At 57.0% G+C, this 25,039-nt stretch carries 23 protein-coding genes; 10 read left to right on the top strand and 13 right to left on the bottom strand.

What is annotated here, in order from left to right; genetic code table 11:
• Positions 1–23: 23 nt before the first annotated feature.
• Genes ahcY through AURMO_RS01860 form a run of 3 tightly spaced genes read right to left on the bottom strand, consistent with a single transcriptional unit; the run spans position 24 to position 3,194 of the window.
• Positions 24–1,523 (bottom strand): adenosylhomocysteinase, encoded by a 1,500-nt coding sequence (ahcY, locus tag AURMO_RS01870; RefSeq protein ID WP_420807777.1) that lies wholly within the window; start codon positions 1,521–1,523, stop codon positions 24–26.
• 47 nt (positions 1,524–1,570) lie between these two features.
• Positions 1,571–2,995, bottom strand: a complete 1,425-nt coding sequence (locus tag AURMO_RS01865) for a phosphomannomutase/phosphoglucomutase (RefSeq protein WP_110232891.1) — start codon at positions 2,993–2,995, stop codon at positions 1,571–1,573.
• Complete coding sequence (locus AURMO_RS01860; RefSeq protein ID WP_110234833.1) at positions 2,988–3,194, bottom strand: DUF3499 family protein; 207 nt, start codon at positions 3,192–3,194, stop codon at positions 2,988–2,990. Before AURMO_RS01860 ends, AURMO_RS01865 begins: the two co-directional genes overlap by 8 nt.
• 34 nt (positions 3,195–3,228) lie before the next feature.
• Between AURMO_RS01860 and AURMO_RS01855 the strand changes: the two genes are divergently transcribed.
• On the top strand, positions 3,229–3,663 hold the full coding sequence (locus AURMO_RS01855; RefSeq protein ID WP_110232890.1) for a metallopeptidase family protein: 435 nt from the start codon (positions 3,229–3,231) through the stop codon (positions 3,661–3,663).
• A 6-nt stretch (positions 3,664–3,669) separates the two neighbouring features.
• Here AURMO_RS01855 and AURMO_RS01850 read toward each other — a convergent pair whose 3' ends face one another.
• The 4 genes from AURMO_RS01850 to manA form a co-directional block, all read right to left on the bottom strand.
• Positions 3,670–5,166 carry a DUF5719 family protein gene (locus AURMO_RS01850; protein WP_110232889.1) on the bottom strand — a complete coding sequence of 499 codons (1,497 nt, stop codon included), beginning with the start codon at positions 5,164–5,166 and terminating at the stop codon, positions 3,670–3,672.
• Complete coding sequence (locus AURMO_RS01845; RefSeq protein WP_110232888.1) at positions 5,150–8,047, bottom strand: glycosyltransferase; 2,898 nt, start codon at positions 8,045–8,047, stop codon at positions 5,150–5,152. Before AURMO_RS01845 ends, AURMO_RS01850 begins: the two co-directional genes overlap by 17 nt.
• 79 nt (positions 8,048–8,126) lie before the next feature.
• A complete protein-coding gene (locus tag AURMO_RS01840) occupies positions 8,127–8,450 on the bottom strand; it encodes a WhiB family transcriptional regulator (protein WP_110232887.1) in 324 nt (107 codons plus the stop codon).
• Between the two features lie 144 nt (positions 8,451–8,594).
• Positions 8,595–9,755 carry a mannose-6-phosphate isomerase, class I gene (gene manA, locus AURMO_RS01835; protein WP_338021100.1) on the bottom strand — a complete coding sequence of 387 codons (1,161 nt, stop codon included), beginning with the start codon at positions 9,753–9,755 and terminating at the stop codon, positions 8,595–8,597.
• A gap of 21 nt (positions 9,756–9,776) precedes the next feature.
• Between manA and AURMO_RS01830 the strand changes: the two genes are divergently transcribed.
• Genes AURMO_RS01830 through AURMO_RS01820 form a run of 3 tightly spaced genes read left to right on the top strand, consistent with a single transcriptional unit; the run spans position 9,777 to position 13,549 of the window.
• Positions 9,777–10,955 (top strand): acyl-CoA dehydrogenase family protein, encoded by a 1,179-nt coding sequence (locus tag AURMO_RS01830; protein WP_110232886.1) that lies wholly within the window; start codon positions 9,777–9,779, stop codon positions 10,953–10,955.
• A gap of 9 nt (positions 10,956–10,964) precedes the next feature.
• Positions 10,965–12,269, top strand: a complete 1,305-nt coding sequence (locus tag AURMO_RS01825) for an O-antigen ligase family protein (RefSeq protein ID WP_110232885.1) — start codon at positions 10,965–10,967, stop codon at positions 12,267–12,269.
• Positions 12,270–12,277: 8 nt separating this feature from the next.
• Entirely contained in the window at positions 12,278–13,549 is a 1,272-nt protein-coding gene (locus AURMO_RS01820; RefSeq protein WP_110232884.1) for an O-antigen ligase family protein, read from the top strand.
• Between the two features lie 13 nt (positions 13,550–13,562).
• Here the strand turns inward: AURMO_RS01820 and AURMO_RS01815 are convergent, their stop codons facing one another.
• Genes AURMO_RS01815 through AURMO_RS01805 form a run of 3 tightly spaced genes read right to left on the bottom strand, consistent with a single transcriptional unit; the run spans position 13,563 to position 16,586 of the window.
• Positions 13,563–14,945: an LCP family protein gene (locus AURMO_RS01815; protein WP_110232883.1), complete on the bottom strand. Its 1,383-nt coding sequence runs from the start codon at positions 14,943–14,945 to the stop codon at positions 13,563–13,565.
• The gene (purE, locus tag AURMO_RS01810) at positions 14,942–15,442 is read right to left on the bottom strand and encodes a 5-(carboxyamino)imidazole ribonucleotide mutase (protein WP_110232882.1); all 501 of its coding nucleotides are present in this window, start codon (positions 15,440–15,442) and stop codon (positions 14,942–14,944) included. The genes AURMO_RS01815 and purE overlap by 4 nt, the downstream gene beginning before the upstream one ends.
• A gap of 16 nt (positions 15,443–15,458) precedes the next feature.
• A complete protein-coding gene (locus AURMO_RS01805; protein WP_110234831.1) occupies positions 15,459–16,586 on the bottom strand; it encodes a 5-(carboxyamino)imidazole ribonucleotide synthase in 1,128 nt (375 codons plus the stop codon).
• 55 nt (positions 16,587–16,641) lie between these two features.
• Between AURMO_RS01805 and AURMO_RS01800 the strand changes: the two genes are divergently transcribed.
• Together AURMO_RS01800 and AURMO_RS01795 are read left to right on the top strand one after the other, a co-directional pair.
• Positions 16,642–17,118, top strand: a complete 477-nt coding sequence (locus AURMO_RS01800) for a GtrA family protein (protein ID WP_110232881.1) — start codon at positions 16,642–16,644, stop codon at positions 17,116–17,118.
• A complete protein-coding gene (locus AURMO_RS01795) occupies positions 17,115–17,870 on the top strand; it encodes a polyprenol monophosphomannose synthase (RefSeq protein WP_110232880.1) in 756 nt (251 codons plus the stop codon). Before AURMO_RS01800 ends, AURMO_RS01795 begins: the two co-directional genes overlap by 4 nt.
• A gap of 19 nt (positions 17,871–17,889) precedes the next feature.
• On the opposite strand, the gene AURMO_RS01790 is transcribed toward AURMO_RS01795, so the two are convergent.
• Both AURMO_RS01790 and AURMO_RS01785 read right to left on the bottom strand, forming a co-directional pair.
• The gene (locus AURMO_RS01790; RefSeq protein WP_110232879.1) at positions 17,890–18,429 is read right to left on the bottom strand and encodes a PH domain-containing protein; all 540 of its coding nucleotides are present in this window, start codon (positions 18,427–18,429) and stop codon (positions 17,890–17,892) included.
• Positions 18,430–18,487: 58 nt separating this feature from the next.
• The gene (locus AURMO_RS01785; protein ID WP_110232878.1) at positions 18,488–19,297 is read right to left on the bottom strand and encodes a biotin--[acetyl-CoA-carboxylase] ligase; all 810 of its coding nucleotides are present in this window, start codon (positions 19,295–19,297) and stop codon (positions 18,488–18,490) included.
• Positions 19,298–19,374: 77 nt separating this feature from the next.
• On the opposite strand from AURMO_RS01785, the gene AURMO_RS01780 reads away from it, so the two are divergent.
• Together AURMO_RS01780 and AURMO_RS01775 are read left to right on the top strand one after the other, a co-directional pair.
• On the top strand, positions 19,375–20,973 hold the full coding sequence (locus tag AURMO_RS01780; RefSeq protein ID WP_420807776.1) for an acyl-CoA carboxylase subunit beta: 1,599 nt from the start codon (positions 19,375–19,377) through the stop codon (positions 20,971–20,973).
• A complete protein-coding gene (locus tag AURMO_RS01775; RefSeq protein ID WP_110232876.1) occupies positions 20,970–21,185 on the top strand; it encodes a hypothetical protein in 216 nt (71 codons plus the stop codon). The genes AURMO_RS01780 and AURMO_RS01775 overlap by 4 nt, the downstream gene beginning before the upstream one ends.
• 3 nt (positions 21,186–21,188) lie before the next feature.
• Here AURMO_RS01775 and AURMO_RS01770 read toward each other — a convergent pair whose 3' ends face one another.
• Positions 21,189–22,490, bottom strand: a complete 1,302-nt coding sequence (locus AURMO_RS01770) for a class I SAM-dependent RNA methyltransferase (protein WP_110232875.1) — start codon at positions 22,488–22,490, stop codon at positions 21,189–21,191.
• Positions 22,491–22,523: 33 nt separating this feature from the next.
• Between AURMO_RS01770 and AURMO_RS01765 the strand changes: the two genes are divergently transcribed.
• Both AURMO_RS01765 and AURMO_RS01760 read left to right on the top strand, forming a co-directional pair.
• Positions 22,524–23,150 (top strand): Maf family protein, encoded by a 627-nt coding sequence (locus AURMO_RS01765; RefSeq protein WP_420807775.1) that lies wholly within the window; start codon positions 22,524–22,526, stop codon positions 23,148–23,150.
• 86 nt (positions 23,151–23,236) lie between these two features.
• On the top strand, positions 23,237–25,012 hold the full coding sequence (locus AURMO_RS01760) for an acetyl/propionyl/methylcrotonyl-CoA carboxylase subunit alpha (protein ID WP_110232873.1): 1,776 nt from the start codon (positions 23,237–23,239) through the stop codon (positions 25,010–25,012).
• Positions 25,013–25,039: the final 27 nt, after the last annotated feature.

Here is a 25,039-nt window from a genome sequence, read left to right as displayed (position 1 = left end):
CGTTAGAGCCTAGTCTCCAGAGACTAGTAGCGGTAATGGTCAACCTTGTAGGGGCCTTCCACAGGAACACCAATGTAGGCAGCCTGCTCAGGAGTCAGAGTTGTCATTTTCACGCCGAGAGCGTCCAAGTGCAGGCGAGCAACCTTTTCATCCAGGTGCTTGGGAAGCACAAAGACACCAACGGGGTAGTTCTCGCGGCGAACAAAGAGTTCGATCTGCGCAAGCACCTGGTTGGCAAACGAGTTACTCATCACGAAGGAAGGGTGACCGGTTGCATTGCCCAGGTTCATCAGTCGGCCTTCGGAAAGAACCAAGATGCTACGACCGTTGGGCATACGCCATTCATGCACCTGAGGCTTGATTTCGATCTTTTCGGTGCCGGCCAGGTTTTCCAGCGACGCCATATCAATTTCGTTGTCGAAGTGACCAACGTTCGCCACAATGGCCTGGTGCTTCATCGCGAGCAAATGCTCGAGACGAATCACGTCCTTGTTGCCGGTCGTGGTGACAAAGATGTCAACCTGATCCACGACATTCTCCAGAGTGTCCACCTGGTAGCCATCCATGGCTGCCTGCAGAGCACAAATGGGGTCAATCTCGCTGACAATCACACGAGCACCCTGACCACGCAGAGCCTCTGCAGATCCCTTACCGACATCGCCATAACCAGCGACAAAGGCAACCTTGCCGCCGATGAGAACATCGGTGGCACGGTTCAAACCGTCAGGAAGAGAGTGGCGAATGCCGTACTTGTTATCAAACTTGCTCTTGGTGACAGAGTCGTTGACATTGATGGCAGGGAACAAAAGTTCCTGCTTGGCAAAGAGTTCATAGAGGCGGTGAACACCCGTGGTGGTTTCTTCGGTGACACCAATGAGCTCAGATGCCACGGTCTGCCAACGGGAAGGGGTCGCAGCCAGAGTCTTGCGCAGCAGTTCCAGGATCACGCCATATTCGTGGCTGTCAGAAGCAGTAGTAGAAGGAACTGCACCAGCAAGTTCAAACTCACGGCCCTTGTGGACGAGAAGGGTAGCGTCGCCACCATCATCGAGGATGAGGTTGGGTCCGATCCAGTCAGCGCCGGCAGCGGAAGCTTCAGCGGACCAGTCAAAGATGCGCTCGGTGCACCACCAGTACTCTTCGAGGGTTTCACCCTTCCACGCGAACACAGGAGCGCCGGCAGGGGCTTCCACGGTTCCGGTTGGGCCCACTGCAATGGCAGCGGCTGCTTCGTCTTGAGTTGAGAAGATGTTGCAGCTGGCCCAACGAACCTGAGCACCAAGCGCAACAAGAGTCTCAATGAGAACTGCGGTCTGCACAGTCATGTGTAGGCTGCCCGCAATACGGGCACCCTTCAAGGGCTGTGTGGGACCGAATTCTTCGCGCAGTGCCATCAGGCCTGGCATTTCGTTCTCGGCCAGACGGATCTGGTGGCGGCCTGCTTCAGCCAAGCTCAGGTCAGCGACCTTGTATTCCAAGCCGGATTGAGCATCAAAGGTTGCAGTAGGCATCAGCACAGTCATGCTTCAAGTTTAGAGCCGGATCTGCGGCTCAATAACGATGCAGTCAGCTATGCGCGGATGAGGGCGAGGACTTCGTCTCGGATGGCAGACATGGTCTGCTCATCCGCGGCTTCCACGTTTAAGCGCAGTAGAGGCTCAGTGTTGGAAGGACGAACCGAGAACCACCAGAAAGCTTCTTCTTCTGCGGTGTTCCCGGTGATGGTCATGCCATCCAGGCCATCTTCCGTGCCGCGCGAAGCGAATGCCTCGCGCACGCGCTGCGTGGCTGCCTTCACGTCGCTCACGGTGGAGTTGATCTCTCCGCTGCTGGCGTAGGGCATGAACTCTGCCGCAAAGGCAGAGAGCGACTTGGGCTGGTGGCCAAACTCTGCAAGTACGTGCATGGCGGCCAACATGCCGTTGTCAGCACCCCAAAAGTTGCTGAAGTAGTAGTGAGCGGAGTGCTCACCACCGAACACCGCACCGGTCGCAGCCATCTGGTCCTTGATCAGAGAGTGACCCACGCGGGTGCGGACTGGCGTAGCCCCCGCACCGGCGATGGTCTCTTTCACAATGTTGGAAGAGATGAGGTTGTGAATGACGAAAATCTCTTTGTCAGGGGTTGCAGCCTTTGCGCGTGCAATCTCGCGCAGAGCCACAATCGCAGAAACGGCAGAAGGAGTGACAGGTGCACCCTTCTCGTCGATGACGAAGCAGCGGTCAGCGTCACCGTCGAATGCGAGACCAAGGTCAGCTCCGTGCTCAACAACAGCCTTTTGCAGGTCCACCAAGTTCTTGGGCTCAAGTGGGTTTGCTTCGTGGTTGGGGAAATTACCATCCAGTTCGAAATACATCGGAATGATCTCGATGGGCAAAGCAGAAAGCCCTGCTGCTGTTCCGAGAACCGCAGGCACGGTCATGCCGCCCATGCCGTTACCCGCATCGACCACAACGCGGATGGGCTTAATGCCCGAAAGATCAACCAGCGAGCGAAGGTAACCGGCGTAGTCAGCCAAGACATCCACCTCGCGGTAAGAACCGGGGGTGGCCACTGTTTCGAGGCCGTTCTCGAGGTAGTCACAAGCGCGGTCACGAATGGCAGCGAGGCCGGTGTCCAGGCTGATTCCTTGAGCACCAGCTCGAGAGAACTTGATGCCGTTATAGGCAGCTGGGTTGTGGCTTGCCGTGAACATAGCGGCGGGTGCATTCCACGAACCCGAAGCGAAGTAGGTCTCATCTGTAGAACACAGACCCAGGTTCACCACATTTGCACCACGTGCCTGCGCACCACGAGCAAATGCAGCAGCAAAGCCAGGAGAGGAGTCACGCATGTCGTGGCCAACAACGACCTCAGAACCAGCACCATCGATCTCATCAATGAAGCCGGCAGCTAGTGCTTCGACCATCTCTTCGGTGAGCTGTTCACCCACGAGGCCACGAACGTCATATGCCTTAACGATGGAACGCAGGCTGTCTACAGCAGAATTACTCATTAGATAAGTCTAAATGGCGCATCTCGTTCCAGCCCTGAGGCGCAGTGAAACCCAGTGCATGCTTTCGGCATAAATCATGTGCTGCTGATTCAGGTTCTGGAGACAGGGGCCCAATCACCGCGAGCTTGTCGTCGTAGTCATAGGTGAGCGTGAACAGCGCTGGCTGCTTGCAGCGACCTTTGGTGCAGACACGTTCCATGCTTTTCAGGTTAGCGCGGAGGTAGCATGGGCGCATGGACAGCACATTCCCCAGCACGGTTCCCAACCGTGGTCTTAGCCGTGATCGTCACGGCCGGGGAATGCGTGGACCGGTCACCGGTCCACACCTGCCTCAGCTTCGTGGCCGCTATGAAACCTTCATGCTCACCATTGCTCACACGGTGGACTACTTGCGCAGCATGTGGGCAGAAGAGCTCGCTGACGTGCACTTCGACGTGGCACCAACTCCCCCACGAGTGGAGGTCAACGGCGTAGTGGAACGCTGGAAAGTTGATCACGAACGCAGACGCATAGTTCTGTATCGCGTGCCCATTCAGCGCATGAGCAAACTCCACAAAGACGACCCACTTCATCGCCAGATGATGATTGAAAGCGTTGTCTTTAGAGCAGTTGCAGAACTGCTCGGTAAAGACCCCTGGGATCTAGGACCTGAGCGTTTACGCCCCTAAAGGCTTCTAGCGAGGGTAGACAGTGATGCTGGAGCCCAGCACATTGGCAGGATTCAAGGCGATAGCCGAACCAATGCCTGAACCGCTGAAGGTCAGTCCGCCCACAAGACCCTCGACGCCCTTGACGTTGTATTTGGTATCTGCACTCAGTGGTGAGGTCACCATCTCACCTGCTTTCACCTTCAAAGTGATGTCCTTCTGACCCTGAGCAGACAATGTGATGTCAGCGGTTCTGTTGGCGGGGTTATAGAACGTCACCGTCGGTGCAGGTCCGGCTGGCACGGGAACCAGGATCTGGTCAGTGAGGAAACTGCTTGAGCTCAACCAGGTGAAGTCACCACCGGTTTCGGCAGCTGCCGGAACAACGGGTGCCGCAGGGTCCACGGGTGCTGCCGGAGTGGTCGTTCCCGTGTCAGCTCCTTGGACGGTGCGAATGCCTGCAACAAGTGGCTCTTGCGAAGTCAAGATCACGGTGTAGGTACCATCCTTGATGCCTGCCAGTGGAAGCTGGGTGACCTTCTTTGCTGGAAGGTTGGCGGAATACTCAATCTTCTTTCCTGTGCTGGAGAGCAGCGTCACGTTGACTTTGCTGTCCTTCTCACCCGGGATAAGGACACGAATGGTGGGCTCGAGGTCACTGACAACGTTGCCCACTTCGGAGCGATCGTGTTCAGCCTGACCCGCAACAAAAACACCAGGAATGATCTGCTGGGTTGCCAAGCCTGAACCGGGTGCAACCCACTCCACACCCGAGGGTGCCAGGGTGCGGGTGACGGATTGCTGCAGGTTGGCAAGAACCTGACCACCATTGCTCATCACACGAACGACGGGTGCAATTGCATCGGGGGCATAGCCAGCGAGAGAGACGATGCGCTGTTCACCGGGCATCACAATGATGCCCTCGGTGGTCACCGCATCGATGTATCCCTTTTCGGAGAAGACTTCGAGCGTCACCGTCGCGGTCACATCTGTCGGGTTGGAGAGTGTGACGAGCGTTGTGCGACCAATTTCAGTCGAGCCGCCCACAAGCCACAAATCGTTCGCAGGCTCGGTGCACGCCGCTGCTGCTAAACCAGAGAGTGCCTCTGTTGCAGCTACTTCCGTTTGGTTTCCAGCCAACAATGGTGCAGATTCTGCATCTACTCCGGGTGGAACGGTAATGATCTTGGGCGCAGCCGACAGTGCGTCATTCTGGTTATCAGGTGATTCGAGCCAGAAGTTATCAAAGTTCTTTTCGCTGGATTCTTCTGAATACTGTGCTTGCCCCGTTGAGTAGAACGAGATGTCTTCAGCGCCCTGAGAGATCACTTCAACCAGTGGTCCTGGGCATACGCGCTGTTGAATAGCGGGAACCGGAGCGATGCTCAGTGAGGGTGCCGTGCCCACAAACTCAGGAAGCGGCAGCGTCACCAATGCAGCAATACCGAGAGCAACAGCACCAGCACTGACAAGGCCGGTGACGCCTGTCACGCCGGCGCGGATGACCTTAGTTGTTTTCGACATCTTGATCACCTGCCAGTGGGTCAATATTGGCCAGTTCGTCATCGCTTTCGATGAGTCCGGGGAGGTAACGCTTGGGGCGCGCATCAGGCATCACAGCACCGGTGGGAATAGCGAGGAGCAAAGTCAAGATAATGACCAGTGCCTGCACGGATGCGATCAAGATGCGCCAGGGTTCAATCGGCAGAGCCGATTGAAGTGGCGTCATCGCAGCTGGGTCATATCCGGGGAAACGCCAGAGCAAACCGGCATCTGTCTTTCCCACAATCTCAACACCAGCGTTGGCATCCAGGGTTGCCTTGACACGAGCTGACATGGACTGAGCCTGAGGTGACACCTTCTCGCCAACCTCGGCAAGGGAGGGGGTCAGCACCACGAAGGAAATACCCAAAGACTTAAGTTCTTCAGTGGAGTCATTACCGCTGACCGAGGCCAAGTTACTCACAGTATTAGCCAGGATCTGTTCCTGCGGAGCAAAGCCAGCGCCAGTGGTGACGAACGAGGAAGTGCCTTCCAGCGTCATGCCGGTTCCGCGCACGAGCACGGCACCGAGACCTCCATCTGGCTGTGGTGTGAGCACGAGGGTGCCAACCTGAGGATCAATAGCTGCCTGCGCAACAACATAGGCGGGGAGGGTTTCACCGTTACCGGCAACAACTTTGGAGTTACCCAGGCTTGAAGCAGCAAGTGCAGGAAGAGCAAGCAGAGTCACGGCAGCAATACCTGCCACGGCTGGATAAAACGAGAAGCGTCGCAGGATGGATGCTCCTGTACCGGCGGCAACCATGAGACCCAGCCAGGCCAAGCTCAGGCCATTGCCTGGCCACACCGCAACAGGTTCCCCACCGTTGAAGGACACGTAGAAACCTGACGCGAATACAGCGGTGACAATACCGAGGACCATCACCAACACAGCGAGCTGTGCACGGATGGGGTACTGCGAGAACAAACCAACGAAGGCCAGGGCCACCAGGACACCGACCAGGATGGCAACCCACACACTGGCGACGGGATTAGCCCAGGGTAGGAAGCCTGCTGCCTCCAACCAACCACCGAGACCCTCGGTGGGGAAGCCCAGCGCCAACTGCCAGTGCGGTGCCGTTGCACTCGCAATGGCAGGACCTGGATCTGCCGCCAAGCCAAAGAGATTCAGCCCGAAGACCTGAATCACCACAATCGGAGCCACCAGTGCAGCGGCAGGAATAGGGATAGCCAAGAAGCGTGGGACGTAGCGGCCGGTGAGAAGCAGCGTGCCAATCCAGACCACAAGAAGTGCGGGTGTCAGTGACGGAGCACAGGACACGATCGCTGCGAAGAGCAGCGCGGTTGTGGCCGAGGCAGACCAGGAACGAGCTGCACGGATACCTGCGAAAAAGAGGAAGGGAAGGAGGATATGGGCGATGACCGCTGCTGGGCGACCTTCGGTCAGGCCGCTCAAGAGTGCTGGGCTGAGACCATAACCCAAACCGATGAAGGCACGAATACCTGCACGCTGCGTCAATCGGGCTGCAAGTAGCCATGCTCCTAAGCCAGCCAGCGGCATAGCCATGAACCACAACAAGACGAGTGAGAAGCTGGGCTGCCAGAAGGTCAACGTTCCAAGCAACGCGACAACGCCGGCAAAGCCGTCTGCAGGTCCCACCACGCTGAAGGCACCATCACGCCAACCCCAGAGAGTCTGCGCCCACATATCGGACACAGAAGATCCCAGGGGCAGCAGTGCTCCGCCCGAGAGTGCATTGGCACCCACCAACGTGGAGAACCCTCCGACGGATAAGAATGCCAAAATCAAAACAACCCACGCGCCACCACTAGAGAAGAAATGTAGGGGCTTCTTCTCGCCGTGAACGCGCAATTGAATGGCTTCACGGGCAAGAGATTCGCGGCGGCGAACATCCGCGCGCGAGACTCGAAGAGACGCAATCGAGCTCCACGATGCCACACGGGTTGACTTGAGGAGTTTGCGTGCGCGGCCAACCGAACCACCTGAGAAGGCAGCTGAGAGTGCAGCACGGAATTCACCCGAAACAGCACCCGGGCGCTTGGCCAACAGTTGACCCAGTGAACGAAGAACAGCTGAAGGCAGCAAGCCCAACCAATGCCAGAACAAGGCACCACTGTTGGAATACACCAGACGGCGATACAGCTCTGCTGAGCGGTACTGACGTGCACGCTTCTTGCGCGCGCGGTAGCTATCAGTTCCAACCGGTCCAATGACACCGTCACCGGCGTTCATGACGCGAGCGGTGGGAACGACCGAAACACGGTGGCCGGCGAGACGTGCACGGACACAGAAATCGAGAGAGTCGTCCACGACGCGGAGATGGTGATCAAAACCAGCTAGTTCTTCCCAGACCTGCTGGCGCACGAGCATGCCGTTCGCACCCACACCCATCACATCAGAGACGAGATCGTGCTGTGCCTGGTCGAGTTCGTCCACGACGAGAGAAATAGTGCGACCACCCTGGGCCATGGTCAAGCCATATTCGCGAATGTAGTCGGGACGGTCCCAGTCCATCTGCTTGGGGCCCACAACAGCAACCGAAGGAGATACTTCCAGGGCACCGATAAGCTCTGCCAATGCGGTGGGTTCAGGAGCACTGTCTTGAGCTAAGAACCACAGGTACTCATCGGGTCCTGAAACAGCAGGGAATGCCCGGGCGGCCACGTCGAGAGCTTCTCCGAAGCTGAGACGACCGCCCCCGGTCAAAACCTGGGCTGCACCGAAAGCTTGCAGCTGTGCAGCAGCGTTGTTCTTGGTTGAATTGTCGACTGCCAGAACGATGTCTGGTCGTCTGGTTTGCTTCGACAGGGCGTCGAGGGTTCGCGCGAGGTGCTCGCCACCCTGACGGGCAACGATGATCGCAGTGACTCTCGTTTTCATCCTTGCCAGCCTAGGCAGGAGAAGCCAAAAACCCGCCCAATTGGGCGGGCGTGGCTAGGAAACTACTGGATTAGGCAGCTTAGGCGCGACGGCGGAGCTTGCGACGTTCGCGCTCGCTCAAGCCACCCCAGATGCCGAAACGCTCGTCGTTAGAGAGGGCGTATTCGAGGCATTCGCTGCGAACTTCGCAGGAGGTGCAAATCTTCTTAGCGTCGCGAGTGGAGCCACCCTTTTCAGGGAAGAAGGACTCAGGGTCAGTCTGTGCACAGAGTGCATCTGCCTGCCATGCGAGGGGGTTGTCGTCAACATCAATGTTGCGAGAAGAAGGGGTTCCTGGAACTCCCAATCGAACTGGATCTACAAACCAATTCTCTGGAACGCTTGCGCGATATTCCGGTGCCATAAAGAACTCCCACCCCGGTGTCTTACGCACGCCACCATGGCGTGCTCTAAGTAATTACACCGTTGTCATTCGTTTACGTCAAGTCGAGATTTGAAAACTTTGAAGACGCGCTGGAGACTTTGCGAACAAATAGGTGTTTATCCCCTAGAGGGCGATGAAGAGTTCACCCGCACCTGAGAACGAAATAGCCTGTTCTTCCGCGGAAATAAAGGCATTTTCCCCCTGGGAAAGCTTTAGCGAGGATTCTGCGCCTCGTAACGTCACATTTCCTGATGTGCACGTAACAATTGCGTGACGAGTGAGAGAAAGGGTGTCTGAATCACTCGTTTTCGAAGAAACCTCAACATGCGCCAGGACAAAGTCCGGAACATCAGGGACGAACAGGTCGATGCCTGGAGCCACATTTCTTGGTTCCAAAATGGGCACCGGAACAACTTTGTCGCTTACGACGGAAAGCAGTTCGGGAACATCCACGTGCTTCGAGGTGAGTCCTCCACGCAACACATTGTCGCTCGCTGCCATGAGTTCAATACCGAGACCACGGATATAGGCGTGCATATTGCCCGCTGGCAAATACAGCGCCTGTCCTTTGGTCAGGGTCACTCTATTCAGAAGCAGAGCAACAACGATGCCTGGATCACCGGGGTAATCCTCAGCCAACTCGATCAGAAGTGAATCTTTCACGAGCTTGCCGGCTTGCGAGATCTCTGCAACCAGTGCTGACGCGTTGTCACCGGTCAGCGCCCAATCCAGCGCCCAGCGAATGGAACCTTCACCACGCTGGGCTAGTTGGGCAGTGAATTCGGCGAGCGCCGACGTGGGAGCACAAGCCTGGGCGTTAGCTGCAGCCAAGCTCTCTAGCTTTGAAATAGTCTGCTCAACTTCTCTGAAACCACAGAGAGCTTCGAAGGTGTCGCTGAGGGCATAGATCAGTTCGGGCTTGTGAGCGTCGTCTCGGTAGTTCCGGTTCGGCGCATCTAGAGCAATGCCCGCCGCGTTCTCGCGGGCAAAACCTTCACGCGCCTGCTCAGGTGAGGGATGCGCCTGGATAGACAGCGGGTGTGCTGCGGCAAGTACCTTGAGCAAATACGGCAAAGGCTGTTCGCCTCGTGCTGCAAGGTAGTCAGCAATCGTGGCAGATCCACCCGCGTCTGCTGGGTCCACAACTTGTGTAGGTGAACCTGGATGTGTACCTAACCAGAGTTCTGCTTCGGGCTTCCCCGTGGGGGCCTTGCCGCGCAGTTCTGCGATGTCGGTCAGCGAACCCCAGGCATAATCTCGCGGGGAGTTATCGACACGAATCATCACGAGGATTAGCCTAGCCACATGACCTTTGAGAGCCTGCCAAGCGACTTCTTCCATCTTGAGGCGAGTCTGTCTCCTGTTGAACTCGACAAGTTGATGGAATTGCGCACCTACCTCGAGACCGAAATCAAGCCCGTGATCAATGATCACTGGGACCGTGCTGAATTCCCGAAGGCTCTGGTCAAGGGTCTCGCCGACACCAAGCTGATTGGAATGGCCTGGCCAGAAACTGAACCCTTCCCCACCACAGCGGTCTTCCGCGGATGGGTCGCCCTCGAGCTGGCACGCATCGATGCCAGCGTTGCAACCTACGTGGGTGTGCAGAACGGTCTGGCAATGGGTTCGCTCGGCGTATGCGGTTCTGATGAACAACGTACCTACTGGCTTCCCAAAATGCACACCGGTGAAATCGTTGGCTCCTTCGGACTGACCGAACCACTCTCGGGTTCTGACTCGGCACAGGGCCTGCGCACCACCGCCACCCGTGATGGGGACGAGTGGATCCTCAACGGCTCTAAGCGGTGGATTGGTAATGCGACCTGGTCCGATATCTGCGTGGTGTGGGCAAAGGACACAGCAGACGGTCAAGTAAAGGGCTTTATTGTTCCCACGAATACTCCTGGTTATGTCGCCACCAAGATTGAACGCAAACAGTCATTGCGTATTGTCCAAAACGCAGATATCACCTTGACGGATGTGCGCGTCCCCGAAGCGAACCGTCTCCAGAAAGCCAACAGCTTTGCCGACACCGCAACCGTGTTGCGTCTGACGCGTGCTGAGGTTGCCTGGGCAGCTGTCGGTATCGCCGTGGGCGCCTACGAAGCCGCACTGGCATATGCCAAGGAACGTATCCAGTTCGGTAAACCCATTGCATCCCACCAGATGGTGCAGGACTTGCTTGTGAAGAGCCTGGGCAATATCACCTCGAGCCTCTCCCTCGTTCTAGAAACCTCCCGCATGCAAGACGCCGGAAAGATGAAAGACGAGCACGCAGCACTCGCCAAGGCTGTTGCTACAGCACGTATGCGTGAGTCTGTTGCGTGGTGCCGCGAGATATTGGGCGGTAACGGAATCGTGCTCGATTACGACGTGGCACGCTTCTTTGCCGATGCTGAAGCGATCTACAGCTACGAGGGGACCAGAGAGATGAACACCCTCATTGTGGGCAGGGCCATCACAGGTCACGCCGCATTCGTCTAGCCTTGATACATGCCCGCCAAAGAATATAGAAAAGCGAAGACCGGCCTTGCCGTAGTCACGCTGTTCATGCTCTTTGCCGGTGAGGCAATTCGCAACCTGCTCGGTTGGGAAATCTTCATGGGTATGGGCGTGCTCATCACCGCGATTTACATCGTGGTCATCATTCGTGCACGCCATCTGATTCATTGGCGCAGCATTCCTTTCTGGCTTGCCTTCTTTGGGCTTTTTGCAGTGGCTTCGGTCACGTGGGCATACTCCCCCGCCAACACGGCACTCACGCTGTGGCCATTTATTGAAGTCACCATCGGCGGTGTGGGTATTGCCCTGACTTTGCCCTGGAATGACTTCATTCGTGCATTGGGAACAACACTGCGCTGGATCCTTGCAGCGTCATTGTTGTTTGAACTGTGGGTCAGTGTCTTCGTTGGGCACGCCATCTACCCGGTCTTTATCGACACCTCAGGCGAGAAGGTCCCAGCCGTTTATCAGTGGAGTCGCAACCTCCTCCTCGAGGGCGGCCCCATTCAAGGCGTCGTGGGAAACCGCAACCAACTTGGTTTCATCGCTGTCATTGCCCTGATTGTGTTCAGCATCCAGCTAGCCCAGAAAACGGTCTGGCGTAATTGGGGAACAGTCTGGATTCTAATTGCACTGCTGACAATCGGACTCACCCGTTCCGCAACAGACATCATCGCGTTGGCTGCAGTGGTTGCCGTCGCTTCACTTGTGTTGTGGATGCGTTCCGTCCCTGCCACCAAACGTCGACCTGTTTATCTCACCGCTTTCGCCGTGATTATTGCTCTGACCGTTCTGGTCAATGTTGCAAGCTCTGCCATTTTGGCCGTGTTTGGCAAAGGGTCAGACCTCACCGGTCGCACCGACATTTGGGCTGCTGTCACCGCCATGGCCGAGCAGCGTCCTGTCTTCGGTTGGGGCTGGCTGAGCCCCTGGGTTCCCTGGCTTGAGCCGTTCAACAACCTTGCTGTGCGCTCAGGCGTCCATTACCTCCAGGCCCACAACGTGTGGCTCGATGTCTGGATGCAACTGGGCTATGTGGGTGTGATTGCGTTAGCAATCGCCATGTTTGCTCTGTTGTCTCGTTCGTGGTTCATCGCCATTGACCGCCCTCAGTGGGACCTGGTTGAAACCCGTCCTTACAGTGCAAGCTCCTTGCTTCCGCTCTTGGTGACGGTTGCCCTGCTTGCCCAGAGCTTTGCCGAAAGCCAGCTCGTGGTTCAATCTGGCTGGGCACTTGTTGTGATCTTGTCGCTGACCGTCATGGTTCCCACGCGCATTACTAAAGCACTGAATTAGGTCTTGCTATGAGCCCTACTACTGCCACTATCGCTGAAGCTGCCTACGCCTTCTTCTCCCATGCCCGCTTCGCGCGCGCGATGAGCATTCTGGTCATCGCCACCGCGCTGGGCACACACCTCCTGCGTTCCGTGGTGGGTGTTGCCGGCCTCACCGCCATTGTGGTGAGCGAACTGGTTCTCTGTGGGTTGATGCTGATAGCTCGGCGTCGCGTGGTGCGTTGGAATGCCTTCCTGCCCATCTCCTTGGCAGTTTTTATTGCCTGGTGCGCAGTCAGTTACTTTTGGTCCTACTACCCCAAAGCAAGCCTGGTTGGCATAGCGTCTCAGCTCAGCTTTGCTGTGCTGGCGCTAGCCATCTCCTCAACGCGTGACACCATCCAGCTCATTCGGGCCATCGGTGATGTTTTGCGAGTGTTCTTGGCCACGTCACTCACTCTCGAAATCTTTGCCGGTGTCCTTATTGATGGCCCAATCGAATTCCTTGGCATTCGCGGAAACCTCGTCAACGGTGAGGGCATTCAAGGAGTATTTGGCTCACGTAATGCATTCATGCTGGTCTCGCTGATTGCATTAGTAACCTTCATCATCGAGTGGCGCACCAAGAGCGTGACGAGAGAAGTTGCAGGCTGGTCTGTGCTTGGAGCTGCCCTGTGCGTTCTGCTGGCAGCCTCGCCGGTGGGTTACGTCACGGCACTGGTTGTCGTTGTCGTTGCTGCACTTCTCTTTGCCCTGCGCAAGATGGAGCCCTCGGTACGGCGCGGAACAGAGATCGCGGCTGCCAGTGCAGCAGGACTTGGCCTCATCGTTGCGTGGGCGCTCCGTGGCAGCATCCTAGAAGCACTCAGCAGCTCTGAGGTGTTGCAGTATCGACTCTTGCTGTGGAGTGAAGAGCTTCGCTTGGCTGCAATGAAACCCCTCGAAGGTTGGGGATGGGTGGGTCTCTGGCCACGGAAGACTCAACCATTCACAGTGATGAATTCCGGCAGTGGCGATATTCACAACTCTGGACTCAACATCTACCTCGACGCTTGGCTTCAGGTCGGCATCGTGGGCTTAGCGTTGTTACTTATTCTTCTGGGGTTTGCGTTTGCCCGAAGCTGGAGCTTGGCCACCTCAAAGAAGAGCGAGATCTATCTCTGGTCACCCCTTGTGCTGAGTCTTCTGCTCGTATCTGGCCTCGCCGAAAGCACAGCATTGACTGAGTGGGGTTGGTTCTTTGTGGTTTTGATTGTGGCTCGCAGCTCAGCAGAGCTGAGCTGGCGCCGCACCAAAGACTAACTCGTTCTGCTCTCTATGGAGCTGGAGTTTCCGTGGGCTCGGGTGGGTGAATCACCGAGTAAACGTAGCCGTGGATACCTGCATAGTCGGGGTATTCCGTGTCAACCGGGAAGGGCTCATAGTAGGGCGTGAGCTCAATGTGGTTGATGGGCAGTTCTTTCGTCTTGAGCCCCAGATCTACGAAGTAGCCGAGCATGGACTGTGGGATATCGGTCTTCACAACCTGCGTTCCTGCAGCGGCAATTTCCTGGAACTTGGTCAGGACGTTGGCAGGGTTCATCTGACGAAGCAGGGCTTCTTGAACCTGCTGCTGACGTGCCATGCGGTCATAGTCACCTGTGCCAGACCAGCGCGAACGCATGTACATCATGGCGTGGTAGCCGTCCATATGCTGAGGACCAATCTCGATCCATTCGCCGACTTCTTCTTCAGGGGTCTCAGGCTCAGCGATGGCAATACGCTCTTCGACGTTGATATCTACTCCACCAAGAGAGTCAATCAAGTTCTGCAGACCCTGCATATCAATCAGGACGTAGTACTGAATGTCCAACCCGGTAATCGCTTCCGCCGCATCACGCATAGCTTCGATACCAGGTGAGCTACCTTCAGCCGCAGCGTTGGGGTAAAGATCAGGATGATCATTTTCAGCCGCAACATAAACAGTGTTCAAGCAGGCCCAGCGGGTGCAGTATTCACCGGTTTCCTGGGTGTATCCGTTGGGATACACCGAATACATGGGCGAATCTTCATTGAACGGAATGGCCTGCAAGTCACGAGGCATACCGATGATTGTCGCCTGACCAGTCTCTGCATTGACGCTGACAACCTGAGCGGTATCGGGGCGCAAACCATCACGGTCTTCGCCAGCGTCTCCACCAAGAAGCAAGAAGTTGTATTGGCCATCGATCGGTGGCTGGCTTGGTCCCGCTACGAAAATCTTTCCCAATGCACTGTTGAGACTTCCGGTCAGGGTTCCCGCATAGGCTGCCCCGCCAGAAATAAAGAGCATCAAAATGACCGTGACGCCTGAAATCCACCAGCGTGCACGAGGCCCTGTCTTCACGACACGAATTAAACGCAGGGTGTCCAGCGTGAGCACAGCCCACAGAATCGCATAGAAGAAAAAAGCAAGCTGTCCAACGAAAAGGGTAGGTCCCCACGTTGCGAGGAAGAAGACAGCAGTAGGCCACAGCAACCCGATAAGGAATGTGAGCAGAAGAAAGCCCACGAGAACAAGAGTTGCGCCTAGGCCAATCTTGCCCAAGCGTTTGTTACCCGCTAACGCCTGCACCGATCCCGGCAGCACGAAGTTGAGTACAACCAACCACCAGGCGCGGGTGGTCATGACCTTCTGCGAACTGGTGTCGGGATACCTCAGTGGGCTGGTCTGGCTCATAACTGAGACTTGAGAGCCTTGTTCTTCTCTTCAACCAGATCGGCCAGGCCGGAAGCATACGCTTCGACAGCCTTGAGCAGGTCTGGGTTACTGGTGGCAAGAATCTTGACGGCCAGCAGCGCCGCATTGGTGGCGCCACCGATAGACACGGTGGCAACAGGAACACCCGCAGGCATCTGCACAATCGACAGCAAAGAGTCCATGCCATCGAGCTTGGCCAAAGGTACAGGTACTCCCACAACAGGAAGGGGGGTCACGCTGGCGAGCATGCCGGGCAGGTGCGCAGCACCACCGGCACCGGCGATGATGACCTTCAGGCCGCGGCCTGCAGCTGCCTTACCAAAGGCAATCATTTTCTCAGGTGTGCGGTGCGCAGAGAGCACCTCAACCTCGAAGGGGATGCCAAAGTCGTTGAGCACGTTGGCGGCAGAACTCATGACAGTCCAGTCAGAGTCAGATCCCATAACAACGGCGACGAGTGGTTGCGTTTCAGCCATTGTTCAAGGCTAGGGCTCAGACCTGAAAGAATCCTGCTGCGCCACGCGCCTGATAGGCAACCTCGGGCAGATCATCTCCGGAGGCATTGACGTGGCCAACCTTGCGACCCGGACGTGGTTCCTTGCCATAAGTGTGGATTTTCACGGTGGGGTGCTCTGCCATCGCGTGAGGGAACGGAGAGAGCATGTCACCAGATGCGGGGCCTCCCAAAATGTTCACCATCACGGTGAACGGTGCCGTCAGGCCGGTTGCACCCAGTGGCAGGTCGAGCACAGCTCGCAAGTGCTGCTCGAATTGGCTGGTGGTGCTGCCGTCCTGGGTCCAGTGACCTGAGTTGTGAGGACGCATCGCGAGTTCGTTCACCAAGATACGGTCGTCGGTGGTCTCAAAAAGTTCCACGGCCATCACACCGGTGACATCAAGTTCTGCCGCAATCTGGGTGGCAATCGAGCCAGCCATATCGGCAATCTTGCCCTGTGAGTGTGGTGCGGGGGCAATTACTTCGCTGCAGACACCATCTGCCTGGATGCTCTCCACCACAGGCCACAGTGCCATTTCGCCGCTGGGGCGTCGGGCAATCAGCTGGGAGAGTTCACGGCGGAACTCGACGAATTCTTCAAGAAGAAGCGATTCACCTGGCTGAAGAAGTTCTAGCCAGTCGGCAACCTCTGCAGCGCTCGTAATAACGCGAACACCCTTACCGTCATAGCCACCACGAGCCGTCTTGGCCACAGCACGGCCACCCCACTCTGCGAGGAAGCCTGTGACGTGTTCTGTGGTTGACGCCTGCGTCCACCCCGGAACAGGAATACCGAGATCACCCAAACGCTGACGCATGCGCAGCTTGTCTTGAGCAAACTCGAGAGCGTGAGGACCTGGCTGCACGGAATAGCCACGCTTAATCAGCTCTGCCAACACATGGGCAGGAACGTGTTCGTGATCGAAAGTAATGACGTCGCAATCCGCTGCGAAAGCGAGCACCGTTTCGACGTCGGTGTAGTCGCCAACCTGTGATGCGGCGATCTGCGCCGAAGAGCCTTCGTTCTCAGCAAGCACTCGGATATCTAGGCCTAGATTAATTGCAGGGGGCACCATCATGCGGGCCAATTGGCCGCCACCTATAACGCCAACTACAGTTGTCAACGGCTCATCTTTCACGTGATTGAACGGGTTTGAGAGTGCACTTACGGGGAGAAACATGACCACATCGGAGCGAGTGATCGCAACCGAGCCCTCCCCGAGCCTGTTTACTCGCTTGCGAAGAGGCCTGTTGGGCTACTTCGTCAAGTTCGGACTGGTCGGATTAGTCGGACTTGTCGTCGACGTTTCACTCTTTAATCTACTCTCCCTGTCTGGCCCCGGCTGGTGGGCCGAGCCTCTGACGGCCAAGTTCATGAGCACTTCGGTGGCCATCGTGGTCAACTGGCTGGGCAACCGCTACTGGACTTTCCGCCGCGATAAGCGCTCAGATGTTGTCCGCGAACTCTTCGAGTTCGTCCTCGCATCTGTTGCCGGCATGCTCGTGACCTTGGCCACCTTGTGGTTCACCCACTATGTATGGGGCTTTGATTCTTTGCTGGCAGATAACGTCTCTGCCAACATCATTGGCTTAGGTCTGGGAACCCTGGTTCGCTTTGCGCTCTATCGCTGGTGGGTGTGGAGCGCGAAGCGATGAGCACCGTCGTCATCATTCCCACCTATAACGAACTCGAGACCCTGCCCGAGGCAGTGAAGGCCGTTCGCATCGCTGTTCCCGACGCAAACATCCTCATCGTGGATGACAACAGCCCCGATGGCACGGGAGCCAAGGCGGATGCTTTGGCCAGTGCTGATCCCTTCGTGCACGTTCTTCACCGCACCGAAAAAACAGGACTCGGCGATGCCTACCTCGCTGGCTTTGCCTGGGCACTTGAACACGGATTTGAGATCATCGTCGAGATGGATGCCGATGGCTCCCACCCAGCTAGCCGTCTCGGTGCACTCATCGGTGCTGTCTCTGCACCCACCGTTCCTGGTGCGCACTACCCCGGCTTGGCTATTGGTTCACGCTGGGTCACAGGTGGCTCTGTCGTGAACTGGCCTGCGCACCGCTTGTTCCTCAGCCGTGGCGCAAATGCCTATGCTCGCATTGCACTGGGAATCAATGTGAAAGATTCCACCGCAGGGTTCCGCGCCTTCCGCGCGGAGGTCCTGCGGGGAATCCACCTCGAAGAAGTGAACTCGCACGGCTACTGCTTCCAGATTGATCTCACCCTGCGCGTGCTCGATGCCGGTTACACCGTGGTGGAGCTCCCCATCGAGTTCAAGGAACGTGAAACCGGTGAATCCAAGATGAGTAAGAACATCGTGGTTGAGGCGATGAAGTCAGTCACCGCGTGGGGATGGCAGCGCCGTTTCGGCAAGAAGAACTCCACGAGCTCTTCGTAATCAGCTCAAGTACTCGGTTCTAATACTCGTTCGTCCAGCGCTGGTCATCACGACGCAGCTGAGCAGACAGCGGAGCTTGTGAATCAACCAACTCCGAGAGGGCGGAAAGAACCAGGTTTGCCTTGGGTAAATCAAAGAGACGAATTGGTGCTTCTGCGCCGGTGTTGAGAAGAAGGTCTCCAGCACCAAAAACTGCCTGCACAGCGTTCTGACGCACCGTCACATCATGGATGCGACCATAGAGCACTTCTTGCTTCGTGCGAGTCAAGATGCCCCGATAAATAATCACGCGTCGGGTGGTGATGATGACGCGGTTACCCAACCAGGTCACCAGGGGGAAAACCCACAGCACAATCAAGAGCAGTGCACTGAGCAGCCAGAACACGAGGTTCATCCACAGCTCGGGGAAGCCTTCAGAAAAGAAACCCCACGCGGTTGCCACACCAATCAGCGCCAGGGTGGGCATGAACAGAACGCGACCGTGGCGACGAAGTCGCACAACGACGGGTTCTGCTGCTTCCGTGGGCGCAGGCTCATAAGCAACGGTGGGGTTAGACATTAGGTCAATTATTGTCGGCGGGAGAACCCCAACCAGGGTGACGCGCTGGGATAGTGGGCTAGATCACGCGCAAGTGAGTGACATCTCCGGCAGAGACCACCAGAGGCTCAGCACAGTTACTCATCTCCACGATGAGGGAGCCGTTTTCACTCAGGCCTATCGCGGTTCCGACGGGACTCTCACCAGAGGGAAGTTCCACGCGGACGGATTTCCCAATCGTGTTACACAGCTCGGTGACCTGATCGAGCAATCCTGAGCTGCGCACATTGCCCGCAGCAGAGGTGAACACTCGGGTGATGCGTGCGAATTCAGTCAAGTACGCCGCCAGCACCTCATCGAGTGCGGTCTGTGCTCCTTCCAGCACAAGCGAGGTGGCAGTGGGAACAGGCAGGTCAACCTCGGCGAGCGCGATGTTGACGCCCGTGCCGACAACGAGTGCCAGACCTTGGGGTGTGACAACAAGTTCACTGAGAACACCGCAGACTTTCTTCTCTCCGATGAGCACGTCGTTGGGCCACTTGATTGTGGCCTTCTTTCCCTCCGGCAGGACGCTGTTGCAGGCCCTGGCCATGGCGAGCCCTGCTAACAGCCCCATCCAGCTGAGGGACTCTGGAGGAAGGGGGCGTCCTGCAGGAGTTTCTGGGCGCAGCAAGACAGACACGGCCAAGGATGCTCCGGCAGGTGCGCTCCAGTCGCGGCCAAGTCGCCCCTTACCCGCCACTTGGTTATCGGTGGCAACCACCGAGAAATCAGGCCATTCGGCTCCGTCGCTCGAGTTCACAGCAACAACTAAATGCGTATTGGTGGAACCCACTTCATCCAGCCAGAGCAGGCGTGATGCATGAGGTGTGCTGAGCGAAAGGTCCATAAGAACAGTTTGGCAGGTGTTTTTTGTAGGGAAGCTCTAACCCTTTTTCGATACCTATGGCAAGTAGAGTGAAAAGCGTGACTGAAAACGCGAAATCTATCGACCCCTTCACTACTGCTGGAAAGCTTGCCGATCTGAAGGCACGCTACAACGAAGCAGTTATTGAGAACGGTGCCAAGGCAGCTGAGAAGCAGCACGCCAAGGGCAAGATGACTGCCCGTGAGCGCATCGAAGAACTTCTCGACCCCGGTTCCTTTGTAGAGCTGGACGAATACGTGCGTCACCGCACTACCGCTTTTGGCATGGACAAGAACCGTCCCTACGGTGACGCTGTCGTCACCGGTACCGGAACAATTCACGGCCGCCAGGTTGCTGTTTACTCGCAGGACTTCACCGTGTTCGGTGGATCCTTGGGTGAAGTAGCCGGTGAAAAGATCATCAAGGTCATGGACCTCGCCATCAAGACGGGCGTTCCTATCCTCGGCATCTTGGACTCCGGTGGAGCTCGTATCCAAGAGGGTGTTGTTGCCCTGGGTAAGTACGGAGAAATCTTCCGTCGCAACACTGCAGCTTCAGGTGTGATTCCTCAGATCTCCATCATCATGGGCCCTGCGGCCGGTGGTGCTGTGTACTCCCCCGCACTGACCGACTTCGTCATCATGGTGGACAAGACCAGCCACATGTTCGTGACCGGTCCTGACGTGATCAAGACCGTGACCGGTGAAGAGGTGGGCTTCGAAGAGCTCGGTGGCGCACTGACCCACAACACCGTTTCTGGTGTTTCCCACTACCTCGCAGCAGACGAGAGCGACGCTCTCGATTACGCTCGCACGTTGGTCGGCTTCCTGCCGGATAACAACATGGCAGAGCTTCCCGTTTATGAGTCCGAGGTTGAACTCGAGATCACGGATGAGGACAAGAAACTCAACACGCTCATTCCCGACAGCACCAACCAGCCTTACGACGTGCACGAAGTCATTCGCGGCATCGCAGACAACGGTGACTTCCTCGAAGTCCAGGCACTGTTTGCTCCCAACATCGTGATCGGCTTCTCCCGCGTGGAGGGTCGCACCGTCGGTGTCGTGGCAAACCAGCCTTCTCAGATGGCCGGAACCCTCAACATTGAAGCCGGTGAAAAGGCGTCCCGTTTCGTTCGCTTCTGCGACGCTTTCTCGATCCCCATCCTGACCCTGGTGGACGTTCCCGGATACCTTCCCGGAACCGACCAAGAATGGGCTGGCGTGATTCGTCGTGGCGCCAAGCTGCTCTACGCCTACTCGGAAGCAACCGTTCCTCTCGTGACCGTCATCACCCGCAAGGCGTATGGTGGCGCCTACATCGTGATGGGTTCCAAGCAACTCGGTGCTGACATCAACCTGGCTTGGCCCACCGCAGAGATCGCGGTTATGGGTGGTCAGGGTGCCGTCAACATTCTTTACCGCGGTGAAATCAAGAAGGCTGAAGAGGAAGGCGCAGACGTCAATGCCGTCCGCACCAAGCTCGCCAACGAATACACCTACAACGTGGCAAGCCCCTTCCTCGCCGCAGAGCGTGGAGAGCTCGACGGTGTGATTGAGCCAGCACAGACCCGTGTTGCCGTGACAAAGGCACTGCGTGCCTTACGCGGTAAGCGTGCGAGCCTGCCTCCCAAGAAGCACGGAAACATCCCACTGTGACGCTCGAGAACGTGCGCTTCCTCACTCAGGGCGTCAGCCCTGAGGAGAAGGCTGCTGTGCTTGCCGTCCTCGATGCACAGATCGAAGAAGAATCAGCGATTGAGCACGAGGTTCAAGGCGCTGGCATGAGTGCCTGGCAGAAGTCTCAGCGTGGCATCCGCGAAGACATCAAGGGTGGCTCACGCCGCTTTGGCTGGGACTTCGGGAAGTAAGTTCTAGTTCTTCACGAAGCGGGCAACCGCTTCAACGTGGTGAGTGTTCGGGAACAGATCGAACGCACGCAATTCTTCGAGCTGGTAGCCACGCTCGGCGAACAGTGCCACGTCGCGCGCAAGCGCGACAGGGTCGCACGCCACATACACCAGCTGCGCTGGTGAGAGCTCAGCAAGAGAGTTCACAACCTCTTTGCCGGCACCTGCACGTGGTGGGTCAAGCACAATCGTGGCTGCGGCATAGCGAGCCTTCTCCACGGCGTTGAGATCACGGCGGACGCTGTCGAGGTAGCGGTCAACTCGTGCAGTTACTGCACGTGCACCAACCCATTCGGCCAAGTTGTCGAGTGCATACTCGGTGGCCATCTCATCGGACTCGACAGAAGTCATGCGGGTAGTTGAACCGAAACGGTCACCTACGGCGGCTGCGAACAAACCGACGCCACCATAGAGGTCATGGTTTGCAGCACGAGGGTCAAAAAGGGCCTCGTCAATGACGGAGCTCACGGCTTCGGACAGCGTGGCGGCAGCATGGCGGTGTACCTGCCAGAAGCCGCGCACATCCACCTTGAACGCACGCTTGCCCACGATCTCCGTGATGGGTTCGGGAGCAGGTCGCTTCTTGTTTTTACCTGTGTCGATGTTTCCAGCAATGGCACGCGCTGAGTCGCCGGTGGGGCCAACCAGATCAATGAAATCAATACCCGGAATGCGCTGACCGAACGGAGCGAGCTCGGCAATGCGCGAGGCAGCGAGGGGAAGATCTTCCACCTCGATGATGTTATGGCTGCGGGCGGCATAGGGGCCAACCTTGCCATCGGCGTCGACGTGCAGGCGCACGCGCGTGCGCCAACCGGTGCCCTGGGATTCGTCGTCACCCTCGAGCGCTTCAACCTCGACCCGGCGCTCGATCTTGCCCATGCGAGAAAGGGAGTCTTCAAGAACAAAAGCTTTGAGGTCGCGCTGAGTAGCCAACTTGATGTGGCCAAACTCAGCACCACCTGCTCGCTGTGCAGGGTCGCGGTTCACACTCGCTGCCGACCAGATGTGTTCTTGGCGGTCAGCAGAAGTTGTCAACACTTCAACTGTGTCAGCACGCCAGAAGCTTTTCTGTGACGCATCGGTGATGCGGGCGAGCACACGCTCACCTGGGAGAGTGTCTGCGACGAAAATGACACGGCCCTCGTGACGGGCGACAAAAACACCACCGTGAGCGACATTGGTAATGTCGAGCTCACAGACTGTGCCCACGAACTCGGAACCTCGAGAGGTGGAAACATTTCTCTGTGTTTTACTGTGTGCCATAGTTCGAGCTTTCCATATTTGAAAGGCGTGTACGTGCGCTTCTATCTCGCATCCACCTCTCCTGCACGATTAGCGACTCTACGCAGCTCCGGAATTGAGCCGATCGTGGTCCCCAGCGAGGTCGATGAAGACGCCGCTGTTGCCGCTGCCGAGGCAGCTGCAGGCGGCTCACTTGCTCCAGCAGAGATGGTTCAACTCCTTGCTCAAGCCAAAGCTGAAGCGGTATTGAATCCCGATATAGATGGTTTGGTTCTCGGCGGCGACTCAGCATTTGTGCTCGATGGTGTGACCTATGGCAAACCCCACACTCCCGAAGTTGCATTGGAGCGCTGGCAGAAGCAACGCGGTCGCACCGGGCAGTTGTTTTCAGGCCACTGGATGATTGATCACCGTGGTGGTCGGCTGAACTCTGCGGTCGGAGAGGTCACTGTTGCCGAGGTGACATTCTCTTCAGATATCTCTGATGCCGAGCTGGAAGCCTATATTTCCTCGGGAGAACCGCTGAAAGTGGCTGGTGCGTTCACGATTGATTCTCTGGGGGCTGCCTTTATTGACCGCATCGACGGTGACCCCTCGACTGTGGTCGGAGTCTCCGTTCCCGCACTTCGCCGGATGGCGAGCAAGCTGGACGTGTTCTGGCCTGAACTCTGGATCAAATAGGCGTTGTAGGCATCGTTCACGACTCGCGGACTTTTTTGTCGTAGATGCCCAACTGAAGAGGCCTCTGTCTTACTAGGCTGGGGACTATGTCCCGCATTACAAAGGTCCTCATTGCGAACCGTGGCGAGATCGCCGTTCGCATCATTCGTGCAGCCAGAGACTACGGAATTGGTTCCGTCGCCGTCTATGCCGACCAAGACATTAACGCCCTGCATGCCAAGCTCGCAGACGAGGCGTATGCACTGAACGGCACCACCAGTGCCGAGACCTACCTGGTCATCGACAAGATCTTGGCAGTTGCCCGCAAGTCCGGTGCGAATGCGGTTCACCCCGGCTATGGCTTCCTGGCTGAGAACGCTGACTTTGCCCGCAAGGTGCAGGCAGCTGGCCTGATTTGGATTGGCCCCAGCCCCGAAGCAATCGAACAGCTCGGTGACAAGGTTTCTGCTCGTCACGTAGCAGAGAAGGTGGGGGCTCCTCTTGCTCCTGGAACCATCAACCCCGTCTCGGGTGCTGAAGAAGTTCTCGACTTCGTCGACATCCACGGTCTGCCCGTTGCCATCAAGGCGGCATTCGGTGGTGGTGGCCGTGGCCTCAAGGTTGCTCGCAATCGTGAAGAAGTAGCAGAGCTCTTCGAGTCCGCAACTCGTGAAGCCATCGCTGCTTTCGGTCGCGGTGAATGTTTCGTGGAGAAGTACCTCGACGAGCCTCGTCACGTAGAGACCCAGTGTCTTGCTGATGCGCACGGAAACGTCGTCGTTGTCTCGACCCGTGACTGCTCACTGCAGCGTCGTCACCAGAAGCTCGTTGAAGAAGCCCCTGCTCCCTTCCTCACTGAAGCACAGACCACTGAGCTCTACCGGGCATCTAAGGCCATCCTCAAAGAGGTGGGTTACCTCGGTGCTGGCACGTGTGAATTCCTCATTGGTAAGGACGGAACTGTTTCTTTCCTCGAGGTGAACACCCGCCTCCAGGTTGAGCACCCTGTGTCTGAAGAAGTCACCGGTATTGACCTGGTTCGTGAACAGTTCCGCATCGCCGAAGGTGGCGTGCTGGATTACCCAGACCCCGTAGTCACCGGCCACTCCTTTGAGTTCCGTATCAACGGTGAAGATGGTGGACGCAACTTCCTTCCTGCACCAGGTCCTGTGCACGTTTTCCGTGCACCCGGCGGTCCAGGCGTTCGCGTGGACTCCGGTGTCACCGCAGGTGACGTCATCTCCGGATCGTTCGACTCTCTTTTGGCCAAGCTGATCGTCACCGGAGCTACTCGTGAAGAAGCTCTCGAGCGTTCACGTCGCGCTTTGGATGAGTTTGAGGTTGCTGGTCTTCCCACCGTGCTTCCCTTCCACCGCAAGATCGTGCGCGACCCTGCGTTCGCTCCCGAAGGTGACAAGCCGTTCTCCGTTTATACCCGCTGGATCGAAACAGAGTTCGTTAACGACATCGAGCCCTGGAGTGGTGAAGCTGAGGAGACCCCTTCTCTGGCTAAGCGTCAGCATGTCACCATCGAGGTGGACGACCGTCGCATCGAAGTTTCTTTGCCCGCCAAGCTTCTCCGTGCAAACAACGCAGACCTCGCAACACAGGGACCTGCTCCTGTGCGCAAGATGGCTTCCCACGCAGTCGGTGGCGCCGGCGGCGCAACCGTGAAGGCTCCCATGCAGGCAACTGTCGTGAAGATCGCAGTTGAAGAAGGCCAAAAGGTCGTCAAGGGTGATCTCATTCTTGTCCTTGAAGCGATGAAGATGGAACAACCCGTCGAAGCACACAAGGACGGTGTTATCTCCGGTATCAATGCAGAGATTGGTCAGACTGTGTCTAACGGTCACGTTCTGCTCAACATTGACGACGCCGAATAATTATTGAAACAACGATGAAGGCCCGCT

The organism is Aurantimicrobium photophilum, from assembly GCF_003194085.1.
Taxonomy (GTDB): domain Bacteria; phylum Actinomycetota; class Actinomycetes; order Actinomycetales; family Microbacteriaceae; genus Aurantimicrobium; species Aurantimicrobium photophilum.
The sequence above is the reverse complement of the archived record's forward strand: the minus strand, read 5'-3'. Positions and strand labels throughout refer to the sequence as shown.